Genomic DNA, 19,977 nt, shown 5'->3' on the forward strand with positions numbered 1-19,977 from the left:
CCCCCCCCCCCCCCCCCCCCCCCCCCCCCCCCCCCCCCCCCCCCCCCCCCCCCCCCCCCCCCCCCCCCCCCCCCCCCCCCCCCCCCCCCCCCACCGGCGCATCCGCTTGAGTTCTCCCGCGGCGGGTCGCCGGACCGACGGCGACCGCCTGGAACGGGAGATCGGGGGTGCCACTCGTGCGGATCGGACTGGTCACGGAAGGTGGTTATCCGTATGCGGCGGGCGAGGCGAGGCTCTGGTGCGACCGGCTCGTGCGCGGGCTGCCCCGGCACGAGTTCGAGCTCTACGCGCTGAGCCGCACCGCCGGGCAGGAGGAGAGCGGCCGGGTCACGCTCCCGCCGCACGTCACCCGCGTGCGCACCGCCCCGCTGTGGGCCCCCGCGGACGACGGGCGCACGCACTCCCGCCGCGAGCGCCGGCACTTCGCCGAGTGCTTCGCGGAGCTGGTCCGGGGGATCTGCGCCGGCGAGGCCGAGGACTTCGCGGCCGGACTGTACGGGCTCGCCGAACTCGCCCGCGACCAGGGCGGGATGTACGCGGCCCTGCGCTCCGAGACGGCCGTGCGGGCGGTCGAGTCCGGCTGCCGCGCCCCGGGCGCGGGCCGCGCCGTACAGTCCGCCCGGGTCCCCGACCTGCTGGAGTTCGTGGACGAACTGGAGCGCGCGCTGCGGCCCCTGTCCCTCGACTGGTACGAGGACGAGGGCCTCGGCCGGGCCGACGTCTGCCACGCCGCCGCCGGCGGGGTCGCGGCCGTCCCCGGACTGCTGGCCAAACGCTTCTTCGGGGTCCCGCTGCTGGTCACCGAGTACGGCGTCCAGCTCCGCGCCCACTACCTGGAACAGCGCGAGGACACCCGGCCCGCCGTACGCGCCCTGCTGGCCGCCTTCCACATCCGCCTCGCCGGGGAGATCTACGCCCGCGCCGACCTCCTCACCCCCGGCAACGCGCACGCCCGCCGCTGGCAGGAACGCTGCGGGGCGCCCCGGGAACGGCTGCGGACGGTCTACCCGGGCATGGAGGCGGACCGATTCGCCGCCGTCGGCGAGGACCCCGGCCGAGGGGACCCCGACACCCTGGTGTGGGTCGGGCGGATCGAGCCGGCCAAGGACCTGATCGCCCTGCTGCACGCCTTCGCGGAGGTCCGCCGGGCCGCCCCGCACACCCGGCTGCGGATCTTCGCCTCGGCGGCGGCCCCTGACTACTTCGCCGACTGCCGCTCGCTGGCCGCGCAGCTCTTTCCCGACGAGGCCGCCGACGCGCGGACCGTGGGGGAGAGCCCCGTCACCTTCGAGGAGATCGGCGGACCCGAGGCGCCCTCGCCTGCCGACGCGTACGGGGCAGGACGGATCGTGCTGCTGTCCTCGGTGATCGAGGGCTTCCCCATCACCCTGGCCGAGGCCATGTTCTGCGGCCGGGCCACCGTCTCCACCGACGTCGGGGCCGTCCGCGAGGTCATCGGCGGCACCGGGCTCGTCGTCCCGCCGCGCAACCCCCGGGCGCTGGCCGAGGCCTGCCTCGCGCTGCTGGAGGATCCCGGGCGGGCCCAGCGGCTGGGCGCGGCGGCGCGGGCCAGGGCGCTGGAACTGTTCACCGTCGAGCAGAACGTGCAGGCCTTCGGCGAGAGCTACCTGCGGCTCCTGGCCCTCGGTCCCTCACGGATGGAGGGGGACGTGCCGTTCGCCTGGCCGGCGGAGGCGAGGGTGGCGGGGCCGTGGGTCGCCCGCGCGGCGTCGGGTTCGGAGGCCGCGGTATGACCACCTCGGACATCACGGGTGCGGCGCCGCTGCCGGGGGCCCCGCGCCCGGACCCCCGCGCCTCGAACGCCGGGGCCGGGACTTCCGGGCCGGCCGCCCGGCGCGGCGGGCGCGGCGGGGATCCCGTCAAGGCGCTGCTGCACCGGCACCGGGAGCTCTGCGAGCGGGCCGTCGACCCGTTGGAGATCGCCGCCGGGCTGGAGGCGCACGGCATCACCGACCGGACCGCCGCGCGCTTCCGGCACCGGGACGTCTTCACCCTCGCCGAGGAGCTGTACGCCCGGACCCCGCGCGGCGAGGCCCCCGACGCCGTGCCCGTGCGGCCCCCGGCCGGGACCCGGGCGGTACGCGGCTTCGGGTACGCCCTGCTGCCCGGCGCCCTCGCGCTCGGCGCGGCCGCCGCCGGGACACCGGGGGCGGGACCCCTCGCGGCGCTCCTCACCGCCGCCGCGCTGGTCTGGCCCGGGCGGAGCGCCGGGGGGCGCTTCCCCTACGCCGCCCACCTGCTGGCGGCGGCCGCCGTCGGCTGGGCCGTCCACCGGCACGGCCCGGCCCTCGGCGCCGCCCTCGCGCTGGCCGTCGCCCCCGGGCACCTCGCCGGGGTCCTCTACGCCGCCCGGGCGCGCCGCCGGCTCGCCGGGAGCCGGGCCCTGGAGGACTTCGCCGCCGGGGCGCGGCCGCTGCTCGCCGGGATCCTCCTGCTGTTCACCGCGGCCGCCACGGCGGCGGCCGCGGTCACGGCGGCCGCCCCGGGGACGGCGGTGCCGCTCGCGGTGCTGCTGTTCCTGGCCCGGTTGCTGCTGCGGCACGGCGCGCACCGCACGCCGGTGGCCGCGGCCCTGGCGCTCGCCCTGGTCCCGGACCCGGCGGCGGTCCTCGCCGCCGCGGCGGGACTCCTCGTACACGCCTTCCTCGCGCTGTCCCGTGCCTCCGCACACGCGCGTCACCGGCCCCACCGACACCAAGGAGAAACAGCATGACCGGCCAGCCAATCGACCAAGGGGTTGCGCGATGAGGGTGCTGCTGATCGGAGCCAACGGATACCTCGGGCGCTACGTCGCCGACCGGCTGCTCGCCGACCCGGCCGTGCAGCTCACCGCGCTCGGCCGCGGCGACGACGCCGACGTCCGTTTCGACCTCGCCACCGGGAGCCCCGGCGCGCTCACCCGGTTCCTGGACGCCGTCCACCCGGGCGTGGTCATCAACTGCGCGGGCGCCACCCGCGGCGGCGCCCGGGAGCTGACCCGGCACAACACCGTCGCCGTCGCCACCATCTGCGAGTCCCTGCGCCGCAGCGGCTGCGGGGCCCGGCTCGTCCAGCTCGGCTGCGCCGCCGAGTACGGGCCCAGCCAGCCCGGCTCCTCCACGGCCGAGGACGCCGTCCCGAGACCCGGCGGACCGTACGGCGTCAGCAAACTCGCCGCCACCGAGCTGGTCCTCGGCTCCGGGCTGGACGCCGTCGTGCTCCGGGTCTTCTCGCCCGTCGGGCCCGGCACCCCGGCCGGCTCCCCGCTGGGCCGGCTCGCCGAGGCCATGCGGCGGGCCATGCAGTCCGGGGACGGCGAGCTCAAGCTCAGCGGCCTCGGGGTGCAGCGCGACTTCGTCGACGTACGGGACGTCGCGCGGGCCGTGCACGCGGCCTCCCTGTCCGCCGCCCAGGGGGTCGTGAACATCGGCACCGGCCGCGCGGTCCGGCTGCGCGACGCGGCCGCCGTCCTCGCCCGGGTCGCCGGCTACGGCGGCGCCCTGCACGAGCTGGACGTACCGCACGGCACCGACCGGCACGGGCACGGACACGGCGGCCGGCCGCAGGGCCTCGCCGCCATCGGCTCCCCCCGCTCCGAGGCCACCCCCGAGCAGCTCGCCGCGGCCCCCCAGTCGTACCCCTACCCCGACGGCTGCGGCGCCTGGCAGCAGGCCGACGTGCGCACCGCCCGCGACCGGCTCGGCTGGCGGCCCCGGATCAACCTGGAGGAGTCCCTCGCGGACATCTGGATGGAGGCGGCGTGCCGTATCTGACCACCCCGCCGGGGGCCACGGCGGCGGCCGCGACCGAGGCCGGCCGGCTCGGCCTGGGCATCCCCGGCTACGCCCACCCGCTGGTCGCCCCGGTGGAGTGGGCCGAGCTGACCCGCCCCGGGACCCCGCTGCACTGGGCCGTGCTCAACGTCACGGACGGCCCCGGCGGCCGCCCCGACCCGCACTGCACCGAGGCGGCCGCGAAGCTGCGGCACGCGGGCGGGACGGTCCTCGGGCATCTCGCGATGCGGGACGGTTCCCGGTCCTTCGGGGAGCTGGTCTCCGACGCGCACCGCTTCCGCGACTGGTACGGCGTCGGCGGCTTCTACCTGGCCGGCGTCCCCGCCGACCGGGCGGACCTGCCCGCCGTGCGCCGGGTGACCGACTCCCTGCGGGGGCTCGGCGAGGGGCTGCGGATCGTGCTGGGACACGGCACGCACCCCTACGAGGGCTACGTGGAGGCCGCCGACCAACTGGTCACCTTCTCCGGGGCCTGGGCCGACTACCGCTGGTCGCAGGTGGCGGAGTGGACGGCCGACCACCCGCCGGAGCGGTTCTGCCACCTGGTCCACGGCGTGCCCCGCACCCATCTGGAGGAGGCGGTGCGCATCGCCCGCTGGCAGGGTGCCGGAACCATCTGGTTCACCGACCGCAGGGGCACCCCGGACCGGGACCCCTGGGCGTCGATGCCCGCGTACTGGGACGAAATCGTCTCACGCATCGGACCGGGTGTCTCGGAATGAAGAAGGGCGTGGCAGTGTTACGGGAAGAACCAACGTTCAGACTTACCCATCTACGGAGTCCCCGTGTCGCTGCCACCCCTGGTAGAGCCAGCTGCTGAGCTCACCGTTGACGAGGTCCGTCGGTACTCCCGCCACCTGATCATCCCGGATGTCGGGATGGACGGCCAGAAGCGCCTGAAGAACGCCAAGGTGCTGGCCGTGGGCGCGGGCGGCCTCGGCTCCCCCGCCCTCATGTACCTGGCCGCGGCCGGCGTCGGCACCCTGGGCATCGTGGAGTTCGACGAGGTCGACGAGTCGAACCTGCAGCGCCAGATCATCCACAGCCAGTCGGACATCGGCCGCTCCAAGGCCGAGTCCGCCCGTGACAGCGTGCTGGGCATCAACCCGTACGTCAACGTGGTCCTCCACGAAGAGCGGCTCGAAGCCGACAACGTGATGGAGATCTTCAGCCAGTACGACCTCATCGTCGACGGCACGGACAACTTCGCCACGCGCTACCTGGTCAACGACGCCTGCGTGCTGCTCAACAAGCCGTACGTGTGGGGTTCGATCTACCGCTTCGACGGCCAGGCCTCCGTCTTCTGGTCCGAGCACGGTCCCTGCTACCGCTGCCTGTACCCGGAGCCCCCGCCGCCGGGCATGGTCCCGAGCTGCGCCGAGGGCGGCGTGCTGGGCGTGCTCTGCGCGTCCATCGGCTCGATCCAGGTCACCGAGGCCATCAAGGTCCTCACCGGCGTCGGCGAGCCGCTCGTCGGCCGCCTGATGATCTACGACGCCCTGGAGATGCAGTACCGCCAGGTCAAGGTCCGCAAGGACCCCGACTGCGCGGTCTGCGGTCCGAACGCGACCGTCACCGAGCTCATCGACTACGAGGCCTTCTGCGGCGTCGTGTCGGAGGAGGCCCAGGAGGCGGCCGCCGGCTCCACGATCACTCCGAAGCAGCTCAAGGAGTGGATCGACGACGGCGAGGCCATCGAGATCATCGACGTCCGCGAGAAGAACGAGTACGAGATCGTCTCGATCCCCGGCGCGAAGCTGATCCCCAAGGGCGAGTTCCTGATGGGCACCGCCCTCCAGGACCTGCCGCAGGACAAGCGCATCGTCCTGCACTGCAAGACGGGTGTCCGCAGTGCGGAAGTCCTCGCGGTGCTGAAGTCCGCGGGCTTCTCCGACGCGGTGCACGTCGGCGGCGGCGTCATCGGCTGGGTCCACCAGATCGAGCCCGGGAAGCCGGTCTACTAGAAGTGCCCTGAGAAGTGCCCTGAAGGGGCCGTACCCGCCCGGCGGGTACGGCCCCTTCCGCACGTCCCGCTCAGGCCGCCGTGCAGACGGTGCCCGCGCCCGGCACCTTCCCGTCCAGCAGGTACGCGTTCACCGCGCCCTGCACGCACTTGTCGCCGCTGTTGTACGCGCCGTGCCCCTCGCCCTTGTACGTCAGCTCCACGCCCACGCCCTTGCCCAGCCGCTCCGCCATCTTGCGCGCGCCCTCGTACGGGGTCGCCGGGTCACCGGTGTTGCCGATCACCAGGATCGGGGCGGCGCCGGGCGCGGAGACGTCCGGGGTCTGCCAGGCGCCGGCCACCGGCCAGTCGGTGCAGCTCAGCATCGCCCAGCCGAGGAAGTCCCCGAAGACGGGCGAGGCCGAACGGAACTCCGGCAGCCGGGCCCTGGTCTCCTCCAGCGTGTAGCGCTCCTTGGAGTCGGCGCAGTTGATGGCGGTGTTGGCCGCGCCGATGTTGCTGTAGCGGCCGTTCTGGTCCCGGCCGTTGAGGGCGTCCGACAGGGCCATCAGCAGCTGCCCCTGACCGCCTTCGGCCTCGTCCAGGCCCTGTTCCAGCAGCGGCCACAGCTCCTTGGAGTACAGGGCCTGGGCGATGCCGTTGGTCGCCTGGGACTCGGTGAGCCGCCGGTCCCCGATGCCGGCGATGGGCTTGGCGGCCAGCTCCTTCTGCAGCTTGATGATGTTGGCCTCGATCTCCTTGGCGGTGCTGCCCTGGAGCCGGCACTGGTCGCCGCGGTTGACGCAGTCCTGGGCGAAGTTGCCGAGGGCCAGCTGGAAGCCCTTCGCCTGGCCCAGCGCGCCCTGCTCGGCGTCCTTGGTGGGGTCCACCACGGCGTCGAAGACCGCCCGGCCGACGTTCTTCGGGAAGAGGTGGGCGTAGACCCCGCCGAGTTCGGTGCCGTAGGAGATCCCGAAGTAGTTCAGCTTCTCGTCGCCGAGGGCCTGGCGGATCCGGTCCAGGTCGCGGGCGGCGTTCTCGGTGCCCACGTACGGGAGCACCTTGCCGGAGTTGGCCCGGCAGGCCTGCTGGTACTTGCGGATGCCGTCGACGAAGGCCTTCTCGTCCTCCGGCGTCGTGGGGGAGGAGTCCTGCGCGTAGTACGCGTCGAGCTGCCTGTCGTCCTCGCAGCGGACGGGGGCGCTGCGGCCGACCCCGCGCGGGTCGAAGCTCACCAGGTCGTACCGGGTGCGCAGGGCCTCGTACTCCTTGGCGGCGCCGGGCAGGGTGGAGATCCCGGAACCGCCGGGCCCGCCGAAGTTGAACACCAGCGAGCCGAGCCGCTTGGACTTGTCGCGGGCCTTCGCGCGGATCAGGGCGATCGGGATGGTCTCGCCCTCGGGCTCGGCGTAGTCGAGCGGTACGTCGAGGGTGGCGCACTGCCAGTCCTGGCCGGGCGCCTGCCCGCCGCCCTCGGCGGCCGTGGGGGCGTCGCACCCGCCCCAGGACAGGGGCTTGGCCGGTTCGGCGGCGCCGGTACCGGTTCTCTGCCGGCTGCTGCCGCCGCTGTCGGAACAGGCGCCGGTGGTGAGCAGCGTGGCGGCGAGCGCGGCGGCGGTGGTGGCCCGCAGGACGTTTCTCGGCATGTCCCCATCCTGTGGGCCCGCCCCCGCCCCCGCCCCCGCGCTGACCCGTTCGGGGGGTCCGGGGCCGGGTCAGGCCCCGGCGACGGCCTGCCGGGCCGCCGTGCGGCCGGTGGCGACGCAGGCGGCCACGCCCACGCCCTCGTACGCGGCGCCGCACAGGGCCAGGCCCGGGAGCTTCCCGGCGGCCTCGCGGATCCGGGCCACCCGGTCCAGGTGGCCCACGCCGTACTGGGGCAGGCCCCGGTCCCAGCGGGTCACCCGGGCGGCGCGGGCTTCGCCCAGCGGGCCCACCGCGTGGCGGAGTTCGGCGGCGGCCGTACGGATCAGGTGGCGGTCGGGCCGCTCCAGCAGCTCCTCCTCGCCGGTCCGGCCGACGGAGGCGCGCACCACGAACTCCGAGGGCGCCGCGTCGCGCAGCCAGGTCCATTTGTTGGACAGGAACGACGCCGCCTTGAGGGTGTGGCCGTCCGCCGGCGGCACCAGGAAGCCGTTGCCCTCCGGGAGGGCGGGGGCCCGGCCGCGGGAGAACACCAGCGTGACGACGGCCGTCGAGGCGTACGGGACCGCCGCGAGTTCCTCCCGCGCGAGCGGCGAGTGCGGCCGCAGCAGCTCCGCCGCCGCGAAGGCGGGCACCGCCAGGACCACGGCGTCGGCCTCCAGGGTCAGCGGGCCGTCGGCCGTCACCGCCGCCACCCGCCACCGGTCGCCCGGCAGCCGCTCCAGCGAGCGGGCCGTGGTCCCGGTGAGGATCCGCGCCCCGGACGCCCGGGCCACCGCCCGCGGGAACCGGCCCGTGCCGCCGCTCACGCCCCGCACGGCCGCGGAGCGGAGCCGCGCCCGGACGAGACGTGCAGTGGGGCCTGCGCACCGCCCGCCGCTCCCCGTCGAAGAGCCCCAGCCGGCCGGCGCGGGCCCGCAGCCGCTCGTACAGGGGCCCCAGCGGGGGCCGTTCGCCGCGCGCTTCGAGGACGGTCCGCTGGAGTACGACCCGGCGGAAGTGGTGGCCCTCGGTGGTCTTGGCGGCGAGGACCGCCCCGCAGTCGTAGAGGAAGTGCAGGACGTCCTCGGTCTCCGCCGCGGTGAGCGACTCCAGCTGCTGCCCGCGCCCGGCCGGGACGGGGAGGAAGCCGGACCAGAGCATCGCGCCCTCGCGGAGCACCAGCGCCGCGATGCCGGCCAGGTCCTCCAGGCTGCGGAGGCTGACGGTGGTGTTGACCTGCACCTTGAGGCCGATGTCGCGGGCGGCCCGCCAGCCCTCCAGGGTCCGGTCCCAGACACCGGCCACGCCCCGGAAGGAGTCGTGCCGCTCGGGGGTGGAACCGTCCAGGGAGAGCGAGAGCGCCACCGCGCCGGCGTCGCGCACGGCCTGGAGGTTCTCCCGGGTCAGGGTCGGCGTACCGGAGGGGGAGACGGCGACGCGCAGGCCCAGCGAGGTCCCGTACGCGATGAGGGCGGTGAGGTCGGGGCGCTGGAAGGGGTCGCCGCCGGTGATCACGAAGAGTGGCGCGGGCCGGCCGAAGGCGGCGGTCTGGTCCATCACCCGGCGGGCGTCGGCCCCGTCCAGTTCGCGGGGGTCGCGGGCGGTCCGCGCCTCGGCCCGGCAGTGCGGGCAGGCCAGTTCGCAGGGCCGGGTGGCCTCCCAGATGACGAGGAAGGGGCGCTCGGCGACGTCGTGGCGGGGGGTGCGGACGACGTCGCGCGCGGTGCGGGCGCTCATGACACCCGCTCCCAGCCGCGCCGCTCCGGGCGGTTGGACGTCAGCTCCGGGTCCCGCTTGCGGTAGACCACGAAGGGCCGGAACAGGTACTTCAGCGGCGCGGAGAACATGTGGACCAGCCGCGAGTACGGGATCAGGGCGAAGAGGGCGAAGCCGAAGAGGACGTGCAGCTTGAAGGCGAGCGGGGCGCCCGCCATCAGGTGGTGGTCGGGGGAGAGGGTGAACAGACTGCGGAACCAGACGGAGACGCCCTCGCGGTAGTTGTAGTCCCCGGTCCGGCCGGTGGAGTTGAGGACGGTGGCCGTCAGGCCCAGCAGCATCGCGCCGAGCAGGACGGTGTACATCAGGTGGTCGCCGCGGAGGGTGGCCCGGCGTACGGCGGGCACCTTCAGCCGCCGGTACACGAGGATCCCGATGCCGGCGGCGGCCGCGACGCCCGCGACCGCGCCGGTGGAGACGGCCAGCAGGTGGTAGGCGTGGTCGCTCAGCCCGGCCGCGTCGGTCCACTCCATCGGGACCAGCAGGCCCACCACGTGGCCGAGGACCACGAAGAGCATGCCGAAGTGGAAGAGCGGGGAGCCGATCCGCAGCAGCCGCGACTCGTACAGCTGCGAGGAGCGGGTGGTCCAGCCGAAGGCGTCGTAACGGGCCCGCCAGACCGTGCCGGCCACGAGCAGGGCGATCGAGACGTACGGCAGCACGCCCCACAGGATGAGGTCCATCAGGCCGTCTTCCTTTCCGGTGAGGTGGGCCACGGGAGGTCCACGGGCCGGTCGGTGCCGGGCCCGAAGGGTTCGAGCGGGGAGCCCGCGCCCACCAGCTCCTGCGGCGGCCCGCCGCGCGCGAGGGCCTTCGCCTCGGCCTTCGTCGCGGGGGAGGGCCCGGGCAGCGTCGTGCAGACCGCCTCCAGCACCCGGGCGTACGGGCTGGCCGACTCGGCGAGCGCGAGCCGCAGCAGCTCCAGCCCGGCCCGGTGCTCCTGGAGCAGCTCGGTGCCGGCCTCCTCGCGCAGGGCGGCGAACTCCAGCGCGGCGGGCAGGAAGTCGGGCAGCTCCTCGCCCGCGTACTCCAGCCCGAAGTCCCGGTAGATCCGCTTCAGCCGGACGAGGGACAGCCCGCGCCGGCGCGTGTCGCCGTCCGTCCACCAGGTGAGGTAGAGGCAGCGCCGGTTGCGGGTGTCGAAGGTGGAGGTGTACCGCTCGCACAGCCCGATCGGGGTCAGCTGCTCGGCCTCGTCGAGGAACGCGCCGAGCAGCGCGGCCGGTTCGGCGGGTGCCGCGGCGAGGGCCGCGCGCAGCCGGGGGAGTTCGTCGTGGAAGCGGTCGCCGGGGTACTGCAGGACGCAGCCCGCGACGAGGCGTACGAGGGCGTCGGGGGTCACGAGCTCCTCCTGGTGGGGCTGAGGTTGAGCTTCACGCGGGGCTTCCCGGCCCGCTCGCCGACGGGGCACTCCGCGTCCAGCGGGTGCGAGGCGGCGAGGTTGTCGGCCTCGGCGCGGGCCGCCGTCGGGATGACGAAGCGGTCCTCCGGCTTGGCGACGGCCAGGAGGCGGAACATGTCCTCCATCTCGGTGCCGGCCAGGCCGACGGCCGAGGCGATCGACTCGTCCCGCTCCTCACCGAGGTTGATCCTCCGCATGTACGCGCGCATCGCGGCCATCCGGTGCAGCACGGCCTCCACGGCGTGGGTGTCGCCGGCCGTGAGGATCTCCGCGAGGTACTCCACGGGGATGCGCAGGGCGTCGATGGCGCCGAAGAGGTTCCCGGCGTCCTCGCCGTCGCTGCCGGTGGCGGCGACCGCCTCGACCACGGGGGAGAGCGGGGGCACGTACCAGACCATCGGCATGGTCCGGTACTCCGGGTGGAGGGGCAGGGCGACCTGGTAGGTGGCGATCAGGTCGTAGACGGGGGAGCGCCGCGCGGCCTCGATCCACTCCGGGGTCAGGCCCGCAGCCCGGGCGGCGGCGACCACGGCCGGGTCGTGCGGGTCGAGGAAGCAGTCCAGCTGGGCGGGGTAGAGGTCGTGCTCGTCCTCGACGGCGGCGGCCCCGGCGACCTTGTCGGCGTCGTAGAGCATGACCCCGAGGTAGCGCATCCGGCCCACGCAGGTCTCCGAGCACACGGTGGGCATGCCGACCTCGACGCGCGGGAAGCAGAACGTGCACTTCTCGGCCTTGCCGGTGCGGTGGTTGAAGTACACCTTCTTGTACGGGCATCCGGTCACGCACATGCGCCAGCCGCGGCAGCGGTCCTGGTCGACGAGGACGATGCCGTCCTCCTCCCGCTTGTACATCGCGCCCGAGGGGCAGGAGGAGACGCACGCCGGGTTGAGGCAGTGCTCGCAGATCCGGGGGAGGTAGAACATGAAGCTCTGCTCGAACTCGAAGCGGATCCTCTCCCCGACCTCCTCGCGGATCTTCTCCACGACCGGGTCCTTCGGCGCGTGGGCGGGGGCGCCGCCGAGGTTGTCGTCCCAGTTGGGGCCCCACTGGATGGTGTCCAGGGGCTCGCCGGTGAGCTGGGAGACGGGCCGGGCGGTGGGGAGGTCGTCGCCCGCCGGAGCGTCGGTGAGGTTCTTGTACTCGTAGCTCCAGGGCTGGTAGTAGTCGTCGATCTCCGGCAGCTCCGGGTTCGCGAAGATCTTGCCGAGCTTCGCGAGGCGGCCGCCCGCCCGCAGGCGCAGCCGGCCGGAGCGGGTGCGCTCCCAGCCGCCCTTCCACTTCTCCTGGTCCTCCCAGCGGCGCGGGTAGCCCTGGCCGGGGAGGGTCTCGACGTTGTTGAACCAGACGTACTCGGTGCCCTGCCGGTTGGTCCACGCCTGCTTGCAGGTGACCGAACAGGTGTGGCAGCCGATGCACTTGTCGAGGTTCATGACCATCGCGACCTGTGCCATGACCTTCATTCAGAACTCCACCTTCTGGTCGCGGCGGCGGATGACCGTCACCTCGTCGCGCTGGTTGCCGGTCGGGCCCAGGTAGTTGAAGGCCCAGGTCAGCTGGGCGTAGCCGCCGATGAGGTGGGTGGGCTTGAGCATCACCCGGGTCAGCGAGTTGTGGATGCCGCCGCGGCGGCCCGTCTTCTCGGTCTTCGGCACGCCGACCGTGCGCTCCTGCGCGTGGTTCATGTAGACGGTGCCGGGCGGCATCTTGTGGGAGACGATCGCGCGGGCGGTGACCACGCCGTTGCGGTTGACCGCCTCGATCCAGTCGTTGTCGGCGACCCCGATCGCCTCGGCGTCCTGCGGGGACATCCACACCGTCTGGCCGCCGCGGCCCAGGGTCATCATGTAGAGGTTGTCCTGGTACTGGCTGTGGATCGCCCACTTGTTGTGCGGGGTCAGGTAGCGGACGGCCACCGACTTCTGGTCGACGACGCCGAGTTCGGGCTCCCCGTACAGGGTGTGCATGTTCAGCGGCGGCTTGTAGACGGGCAGCGATTCGCCGACCTCGTGCAGCCAGTCGTGGTCGATGAAGAAGTGCTGGCGGCCGGTGAGGGTGTGCCAGGGCTTGAGGTGCTCGGTGTTGACGGTGAAGGCGGTGTAGCGGCGTCCGCCGGACTCCGAGCCCGACCACTCCGGCGAGGTGATCACCGGTACCGGGCGGGCCTGGGTGTCGGCGAAGCCGATCCGCTTGCCCTCCGCCTCGGCGGCCAGGTGGGCCATCTGCGTGCCGACCTTCTTCTCCAGGGTCTCGAAGCCCTGGGTGGCGAGCCGGCCGTTGCTCGTCCCGGAGAGGGCGAGGATCGCCTCGCAGGCGCGCTGCGCGGTGTCCAAGCGGGGGCGGCCCTTCGCGGTCCCGCCCCGGACCAGGCCGTTCTTCTCGCCGAGGTACGCGACCTCCTCGGCCACGTCGAAGGTGACCGCCTTCGTGGTCACGCCGAGCCGGTCGACCAGCGGGCCGAGCGCGGAGAACTTCTCGCCGACCGCCCCGTAGTCCCGCTCGACCACCTTCAGGCCGTACATCGTCCGGCCGGGTACCGGCTCGCACTCGCCCTTCGACCAGTCCAGCGCGACCCCTCCCGGCTGGGCCATCTCGCCGCCCGGGGTGTCGTGCTGGAGGGCGGTCGCCACCAGGTCCCGGCGTACGCCGAGGTGGGTGGCGGCGAGCTCGCCGAAGCGCTCGGCGAGGAGGCGGAAGGCGTCGTAGTCGGAGCGGGCCTGCCAGGGCGGGTCCACGGCCGGGGTGAAGGCGTGCAGGAAGGGGTGCATGTCCGTGGAGGACAGGTCGTGCTTCTCGTACCAGGTGGCGGCCGGCAGGACCACGTCCGACAGGAGCGTCGTGGACGTCATCCGGAAGTCCATCGACATCAGCAGGTCGAGCTTCCCCTCCACGTCCTCCTCCCGGTACGCGACGTCCCTGGGCGTGCAGCGCGGGCCGTCCTCGGGGAGGTTGGAGTGCGTGCCGAGCAGGTGCTTGAGGAAGTACTCGTTGCCCTTGGAACTGGAGCCGAGGAGGTTGGCCCGCCACACGTTCAGTACGCGCGGCCAGTTGCGCGGGTCGTCGGGGTCCTCGCCGGCGAAGCCGAGCGCGCCCTCCTCAAGGGCGCGTACCGCGTCCGCCACCGGGTCGGCGCTCTCGCCGAGCTCCAGGGGGTTGCGGTCGAAGGTCGGGTACGACGGCATCCAGCCCATCCGGGCGCTCGCGGCCAGGCAGTCCGCGCCGCTCATGCCGTCGAAGGCGCCCTCGGCGAGCGGGGAGGCCAGGGCCTCCGCCGGGAGGGTGTCGTAGCGCCACTGGCCGGTGTGCAGGTAGAACCAGGCGGCGCCGATCATCTGGCGCGGCGGGCGCGACCAGTCGGAGGCGGCGGCGAGGGTGGCCCAGCCGGTGACCGGGCGGCACTTCTCCTGGCCGACGTAGTGGCCCCAGCCGCCGCCGTTGCGGCCCTGGCAGCCGGTGAGGGTGAGCAGGGCGAGGAAGGAGCGGTAGATGGTCTCCGAGTGGAACCAGTGGTTGGTGCCCGCCCCCATCAGGATCATGCAGCGGCCCCGCGAGCGCTCGGCCGTCTCCGCGAACTCGCGCGCCACCCGGGCCGCCTGCGCGGCGGGCACCGACGTCAGCGACTCCTGCCAGCCGGGAGTACCGGGCTGGGAGGCGTCCTCGTAGCCGGTGGGCCACTCGCCGGGCAGGCCCTCGCGGGCCACCCCGTACTGGGCGAGCATCAGGTCGAAGACGGTGGTCACGAGCGTGCCGCCGATGCGCCGCACGGGCACCCCGCGCCGCACGGTGCCGCCCTGCCCGGCGGTGCGCTCGTCGTCCTCGAAACGCGGCAGCACGATCTCGGCGCTCTCGCCCTCCGGGAGCAGCGTCAGCCGGGGGACGGTGCCGCCGAGGTCCAGATTCCACTCCGGGGTCTCGTTCTTGCCCCAGCGGTGCCCGAGGGTGCCGTTCGGGACGACGGGCTCGCCGGTGGCGTCGTCGACCAGGACGGTCTTCCACTCGGCGTTCTCGGTGTCCTGCCCGAGATCGGCGGCGGTGACGAACTTGCCCGGGACCAGGCCGTGCTCCGTTTCCCGCAGGGAGACCAGGAAAGGCAGGTCCGTGTACTGGCGGACGTAATCCGTGAAGAAAGGGGTCTCCTTCTCCACGAAGAATTCCTTCAGGATGACGTGCCCCATCGCGAGGGCCAGCGCCCCGTCCGTACCGGGATGCGGATGCATCCACTCGTCGGCGAATTTCGTGTTGTCCGCGAAATCCGGGGAAACCGTCACCACCTTCTGCCCGCGGTAGCGGGCCTCGGCCATCCAGTGCGCGTCGGGGGTGCGGGTGACGGGGACGTTCGAGCCCCACATCATCAGGTACGCGGCGTCCCACCAGTCGCCCGACTCCGGTACGTCGGTCTGGTCGCCGAACACCTGCGGGGAGGCGACCGGCAGGTCCGCGTACCAGTCGTAGAAGCTCAGCATCGGCGCGCCGATGAGGGAGTGGAAGCGGGCGCCCGCGGCGTGCGACGCCATCGACATCGCGGGGATCGGCGAGAAGCCGGCGACCCGGTCCGGGCCGTGCTCCCTGATGGTGTGCACGTGCGCGGCGGCGGTGATCTCCAGCGCCTCCTCCCAGGTGGCCCGCACCAGCCCGCCCTTGCCGCGCGCCCGCTGGTAGCGGCGGCGGCGCTCCGGGTCGCCCTGGACGTCGGCCCAGGCCAGGACCGGGTCCTTCAGCCGCGCCTTGGCCTCGCGGTACATCTCCAGCAGCACCCCGCGCACGTACGGGTAGCGCACCCGGGTGGGGGAGTAGGAGTACCAGGAGAACGAGGCGCCGCGCGGGCAGCCTCGGGGCTCGTACTCGGGGCGGTCGGGGCCGACGGACGGGTAGTCGGTGGCCTGGGTCTCCCAGGTGATGATCCCGTCCTTGACGAACACCTTCCAGCGGCAGGAACCGGTGCAGTTCACGCCGTGCGTGGAGTGGACCACCTTGTCGTGGCTCCACCGGTCCCGGTAGAAGGCCTCGGCGGCCCGCCCGCCGGTCCGGTGCACCGTGCGCAGGTCGTCGGAGACCTCGGCGCGGGTGAAGAAACTGCCCGCCCTGACGAGCGAATCGACGGCTGAATCGACGGAATCACGCGCGTTCAAGGTGACCCTCCAGGCGGCCGGAAACGGAGTGGGTGGGGTGGTCCCGGGAAAGGCGGACCACTCGTCGACGCTACGCCGGTCGCAAAGTCCCGGAGGTCGGCAAAGGTCCCGGGAGGGGGTGACCAACTTCCGGTCTTCACCGGGCCGACCGGCCGGGAACCGGCGGAATCAAATCACGCGGAGAAATTCCACTTTGAATTCATGGGAGCATCGGTTTCATGGCTCGCAGGCGAAATTGGATCCCGGACCAGCACGGCGCGTGGGCGATGCTGGTGGTGCCCTTCCTCGCGGGCACCCTCCTCGCCCCGCACCCGGGCCGGGAGCACGTACTGCTGCTGGCCGCCTGGCTGCTCGGGTACGCGGCGGTCTTCCACGGCCAGCAGTGGCTGCGGCTGAACGCGCGCGGCCTGCGCTCGGCGCGGCGGCACGGCCCGCCGACCCTGGTCCTGGGCGGGGCCTGCGCGGCGGCCGCCGTACCGCTGGCGGTACCGCACCCCTGGCTGCTGCTCGCGGCCGCGGCGGCGCTCCCCTTCCTGGCCGTCAACACCTGGTACGCCCGGCGGGGCCGGGAGCGGGCGCTGGCCAACGGCCTCGCGGCGGTGGTCCCGGCGTGCGGGATGGCACTGGTCGCGGCCCGGCTCGGGGGGCTGGGCCCGGGCGGGGCGTGGCCGACGGCGGTGGCCTGCCTGCTGTACTTCGCGGGGACGGTGCCGTACGTGAAGACGATGATCCGGGAACGGAACTCGCCGGCGTACCGGCGGGGCTCGGTGGCCTACCACGCGGCGGCCCTTCCGCTGGCCGCGCTCCTCTCCCCGTGGCTGGCCCTCCCCTTCGCCGGCTACCTCGCCCGCGCGGCCACCCTCCCCGGCCGCGGCCTGCGGCCGGCGGTCGTCGGCGCGACGGAACTCGTCTGCGCGGGGGCCCTCCTGACGGCGCTGGCCGTTTCCTGACGCGCCGCCACCTTCCTGACGCGGGTGTGCCGCCGCGCGGGGCTTGCCCCTCCCCGCCCTTCACCCGTTCTCGCCTCGAACGCCGGCGGGGCCGGGTTTCCCAGCCCCGCCGGCGTTCGAGGCGCGGGGTCTGGGGCGGAGCCCCCGGCCACGGCGGGACCGGCGGAACCCGCGGAGCTAGATGGCTTCCTTGCGCGTCAGGAAGTTGAACGACACCCACCCCGGCAGCACCGGCAGCCAGAAGGTCATCAGGCGGAACAGCAGCACCGCCGAGATCGCGACCTCCTTCTCCAGCCCCGCCGCGATCAGACCCAGCGTCAGGGTCGTCTCCACCGCGCCCATGCCGCCCGGCGTCGGCGCCGCCGAGCCCAGCGCGTTGCCCGCCAGGAACACCACCGCGATGCTCGCGTAGCTGATGGCCTCGCCGCCCCCGAAGGCGCGGATCGAGGCGTCCAGGCACATCACGAAGCAGCCGGTCAGCAGCAGCATCCCGCCGATGCCCGTCACCAGCTTCTGCGGCCGCTGGAGCACGTCCAGCATGCGCGGCACCACGCCCGCGAACAGCGCCCGCACCCGCGTCACCACGAACTTCCGCAGGAACGGCACCGCCGTGACGACCAGCACCAGCACCGCCACCGTCAGCAGACCCGCGATCACCGTCCTCGACGGGGCCATCTCCGGGGTCTTCTCGGTACCCGTCAGGTAGCCGAAGGCCAGCAGCAGCAGGATGTGGCTGGCCAGCCCGAACAGCTGCGACGCGCCGACGCTCGCCACGGCCAGCCCGGGCCGGACCCCCGCCCGCTGGAGGAACCGGGTGTTCAGCGCGACGCCGCCCACCGCCGCCGGGGCGACCAGCTTCACGAAGGACCCCGCGACCTGCGCGACCACCGTCCGCAGGAAGGGGACCCGTTCCGGGACGAAGCCCAGCAGGCTCATCGCCGCCGCGAAGTACGTCAGCACCGAGAAGGCCAGCGCCGCCCCGACCCAGCCCCACTGCGCCTCGCCGATGACCGTCGCGAAGTCCACGTGGGCCAGCTGCGTGAGCAGGAAGTACGCACCGAAGGCACCCGCGATGAAGGACACCAGCGTGCGCGGCCGGATCCGTTCCAGCCGGGCCGGCTCCACCGGCGCCTGCGGGCGGATCAGCAGCACCTGCTGGCGGATCTGGCTCAGCAGGTCCTCCTCCCGCGCCCCCTCGAGGGCGTCGTCCAGCGCCCTCTTCTCGGCCTTGCGGTCGGCCGCCGCGGTGGCCGCCGCGGGTTCGGAGCCCGCCTCGCGCGCGGCCTTCGCCGCCCGCGAGGACTCCAGCACGGCTTCCCGCTGCCGGTCGGCCCGCTCCCGGGCCAGCCTGCGCAGGGTCGCCCGGGTGGAGCGGCTCAGCGCGATCGGCTGGAGCAGCGGCAGGCAGTCCGCCACCGTGTCCGGCCCGAGCACCGACACCGCCGAGGCCACCGACCGCTCCGCGCCGACCCGCAGGCCCAGCGTGGTCAGCAGCTGCGCGATGTCCATCCGCAGCACCAGGTCGCCGGCCGCGATCTCACCACCCCGCAGGTCCGTGAGGATCACCTTGCCGGAACGATCCACCACCAGCGCGTCCCCCGTGAGCCGGCGGTGCGCGATCCGGCGCGACTGCAGGGCCCGTACCTGCTCCCACGCGTTGCGGGTCAGCTCGTCGGTGATCTCCTCGTCGGCGAGCGCGTCCAGGTTGCGGCCGCCCAGGTGCTCGTAGACGAGCATCACGGCGTCCGGACCCAGCTCGGAGGTGGCGATCAGCTTGGGCGCGTTCGCCCCGGCCGCGATCGCGGCGTACGCGAGCAGGGCCTCCTGCTCCAGCGCCTGGCGCAGGGACTGGATGCTGCGCCGGGTGGTGATCCCGCGCAGGGTCATCCGCCGCCAGACCCGGTAGAAGAAGCCCTGCGCCTGCTGTTCGCGGTCCACGACGGTGACGTCCAGCGGCGGGCCGTCCTCCAGCGTGACGTGGTACCGCCGGCCCCGGTCGCCGGTCTCCGTGCTGTCCCCGTCCGCGGCCTCCGCGCGCATCGCGCTGACCGGCTGGAAGCCGACCCGGCGCAGGCCGGCGAGGAGGTTCTGCCCGGTGGGCCGGACGTTCGGAGAGCCGACCGCGTACAGGGTCCCGTACGCCACGCTCCAGCCGATCAGCACGGTCAGGATGATCGAGAACGGGGTGGTGTACCCGCTGACCAGCATGGCGAAGGCGTCCAACAGCAGCACCACCCAAAGCGCGACCCGCCAGCGGGGCCGCCGGGTCATCCCGACGGCGGTCATGTACGCGATCACGGGCGCGAGGTACCCGTGCACCGGGTCGGTGGAGCCGGCCGTGGCCGTGGCACGGGTCAGGGCGTCCTGGATGGTCTCGGGGGCGCCCTGGGACACCCACAGGTCGGTGGCCAGGGTCACCCCGTGCGCGAGGACGGCCGCGAGGACGCCGTCGGCGATGCGCAGCCCGTCGCGCTTGATCAGCCGCTCGATGGCGAAGGCCACCGGCACGAGGAGCACGGCGATGCTGGACACCAGCCCCGCGACCTTGATCAGCAGGGCCGGCGCCTGGCCGGTGCCCTGCGTGATGTCCTGCTCCAGGCCCGCGGTGGTGCCGTGGGCGAACGCGGCGATGCCGAGCACGACGGCGATGCCGAGGATCCCGGCGAGCAGGCGTACCAGGTCGGAGGGCCGGTGCACGCGGGCGGCGAGCAGCGGCTCGTCCACCTCGACGCGGTCGGCCGCCGTCGGCGTGTGGCCGGGCGGGTCGTCGGGGTGCGCCTCGTCCGGGCGCGCGTCATCGCCCCTCGCCGCGCCGTCCGGAGGGCTCACAACCCGCTCCTTCGCCGTCACATCCGTCTCTTCTTGATCACGTATCACCAGTCACCGCCCGGAAGATGGTGGCACGGACGGGCGGCCGCGCGGGGCAGCAGGGTGCGCGCCGGTACGGAAGGAAGGGTTCCACCGGACCGGCCGGGGCATCCGGCACCATGTGCCGAATGAGCGAAGAGCTGCCCGCCTACGCGGAGCGGGTACTGGAGGTGGCCGAGCGGATTCCGCCCGGCCGGGTGATGACGTACGGGGACGTGGCCGAGTGGCTCGGCGAGGGAGGCCCGCGCCAAGTCGGGCGTGTCATGGCCCTGTACGGAGGAGCCGTGCCCTGGTGGCGCGTGGTGCGGGCGGACGGCGTACCCCTGCCCGGCAGCGAGCGGCGGGCCCTGGAGCACTACCGGACCGAGGGCACCCCGCTGCGCGAGACCCCCTCCGGCGAACCCCGGCTGGCCATGCGCAGGGCGCGCTGGGACGGGCGCGACGAGGGGGCCGGGGGCGACGAGTCTCACACCTGACAGCTTCCGGCATACGA

The 19,977-nt window shown here is 73.9% G+C and carries 14 protein-coding genes and 1 pseudogene; 7 read left to right on the forward strand and 8 right to left on the reverse strand.

Translation table 11 applies throughout. The annotated features are described in order from the left end of the window. The first annotated feature begins 176 nt into the window (after positions 1-176). From ACZ7IF_RS23345 to moeZ, 5 genes are all read left to right on the forward strand, one after another. The gene (locus ACZ7IF_RS23345; protein WP_470974388.1) at positions 177-1,754 is read left to right on the forward strand and encodes a DUF3492 domain-containing protein; all 1,578 of its coding nucleotides are present in this window, start codon (positions 177-179) and stop codon (positions 1,752-1,754) included. Further along, positions 1,751-2,734, forward strand: coding sequence for a hypothetical protein (locus ACZ7IF_RS23350; RefSeq protein ID WP_470974391.1), 984 nt, complete (start codon positions 1,751-1,753; stop codon positions 2,732-2,734). The genes ACZ7IF_RS23345 and ACZ7IF_RS23350 overlap by 4 nt, the downstream gene beginning before the upstream one ends. 31 nt (positions 2,735-2,765) lie before the next feature. Continuing rightward, entirely contained in the window at positions 2,766-3,773 is a 1,008-nt protein-coding gene (locus tag ACZ7IF_RS23355; RefSeq protein ID WP_470974394.1) for an NAD-dependent epimerase/dehydratase, read from the forward strand. Beyond that, positions 3,761-4,516, forward strand: a complete 756-nt coding sequence (locus tag ACZ7IF_RS23360) for a spherulation-specific family 4 protein (RefSeq protein ID WP_470974397.1) — start codon at positions 3,761-3,763, stop codon at positions 4,514-4,516. Before ACZ7IF_RS23355 ends, ACZ7IF_RS23360 begins: the two co-directional genes overlap by 13 nt. A gap of 63 nt (positions 4,517-4,579) precedes the next feature. Then, complete coding sequence (gene moeZ, locus ACZ7IF_RS23365; protein WP_470974400.1) at positions 4,580-5,758, forward strand: adenylyltransferase/sulfurtransferase MoeZ; 1,179 nt, start codon at positions 4,580-4,582, stop codon at positions 5,756-5,758. A 70-nt stretch (positions 5,759-5,828) separates the two neighbouring features. Here the strand turns inward: moeZ and ACZ7IF_RS23370 are convergent, their stop codons facing one another. The 7 genes and pseudogenes from ACZ7IF_RS23370 to ACZ7IF_RS23400 form a co-directional block, all read right to left on the reverse strand. Next, positions 5,829-7,382: an alpha/beta hydrolase gene (locus ACZ7IF_RS23370; protein ID WP_470974403.1), complete on the reverse strand. Its 1,554-nt coding sequence runs from the start codon at positions 7,380-7,382 to the stop codon at positions 5,829-5,831. 69 nt (positions 7,383-7,451) lie between these two features. Beyond that, positions 7,452-8,189 carry a protoporphyrinogen/coproporphyrinogen oxidase gene (locus tag ACZ7IF_RS23375; protein WP_470974406.1) on the reverse strand — a complete coding sequence of 246 codons (738 nt, stop codon included), beginning with the start codon at positions 8,187-8,189 and terminating at the stop codon, positions 7,452-7,454. Positions 8,190-8,640: 451 nt separating this feature from the next. Beyond that, a pseudogene (locus ACZ7IF_RS23380) lies at positions 8,641-9,099 on the reverse strand (radical SAM protein); the annotation flags it as partial. Beyond that, positions 9,096-9,821, reverse strand: a complete 726-nt coding sequence (narI, locus tag ACZ7IF_RS23385; RefSeq protein ID WP_470974409.1) for a respiratory nitrate reductase subunit gamma — start codon at positions 9,819-9,821, stop codon at positions 9,096-9,098. The pseudogene ACZ7IF_RS23380 and the gene narI, both read right to left, overlap by 4 nt. Further along, on the reverse strand, positions 9,821-10,480 hold the full coding sequence (gene narJ / locus ACZ7IF_RS23390) for a nitrate reductase molybdenum cofactor assembly chaperone (protein ID WP_470974412.1): 660 nt from the start codon (positions 10,478-10,480) through the stop codon (positions 9,821-9,823). Before narJ ends, narI begins: the two co-directional genes overlap by 1 nt. Beyond that, positions 10,477-12,000 (reverse strand): nitrate reductase subunit beta, encoded by a 1,524-nt coding sequence (gene narH / locus ACZ7IF_RS23395; RefSeq protein WP_470974415.1) that lies wholly within the window; start codon positions 11,998-12,000, stop codon positions 10,477-10,479. The genes narJ and narH overlap by 4 nt, the downstream gene beginning before the upstream one ends. Beyond that, on the reverse strand, positions 12,001-15,666 hold the full coding sequence (locus ACZ7IF_RS23400; protein WP_470974418.1) for a nitrate reductase subunit alpha: 3,666 nt from the start codon (positions 15,664-15,666) through the stop codon (positions 12,001-12,003). A gap of 218 nt (positions 15,667-15,884) precedes the next feature. Between ACZ7IF_RS23400 and ACZ7IF_RS23405 the strand changes: the two genes are divergently transcribed. Continuing rightward, positions 15,885-16,616: a YwiC-like family protein gene (locus ACZ7IF_RS23405; protein WP_470974420.1), complete on the forward strand. Its 732-nt coding sequence runs from the start codon at positions 15,885-15,887 to the stop codon at positions 16,614-16,616. Between the two features lie 177 nt (positions 16,617-16,793). Here the strand turns inward: ACZ7IF_RS23405 and ACZ7IF_RS23410 are convergent, their stop codons facing one another. Further along, positions 16,794-19,493, reverse strand: a complete 2,700-nt coding sequence (locus tag ACZ7IF_RS23410; protein WP_470974422.1) for a lysylphosphatidylglycerol synthase transmembrane domain-containing protein — start codon at positions 19,491-19,493, stop codon at positions 16,794-16,796. Positions 19,494-19,612: 119 nt separating this feature from the next. On the opposite strand from ACZ7IF_RS23410, the gene ACZ7IF_RS23415 reads away from it, so the two are divergent. Continuing rightward, entirely contained in the window at positions 19,613-19,960 is a 348-nt protein-coding gene (locus tag ACZ7IF_RS23415) for an MGMT family protein (protein WP_470974424.1), read from the forward strand. Positions 19,961-19,977 lie beyond the last annotated feature (17 nt).

The organism is Streptomyces sp. NPDC037421 (genome assembly GCF_055602105.1).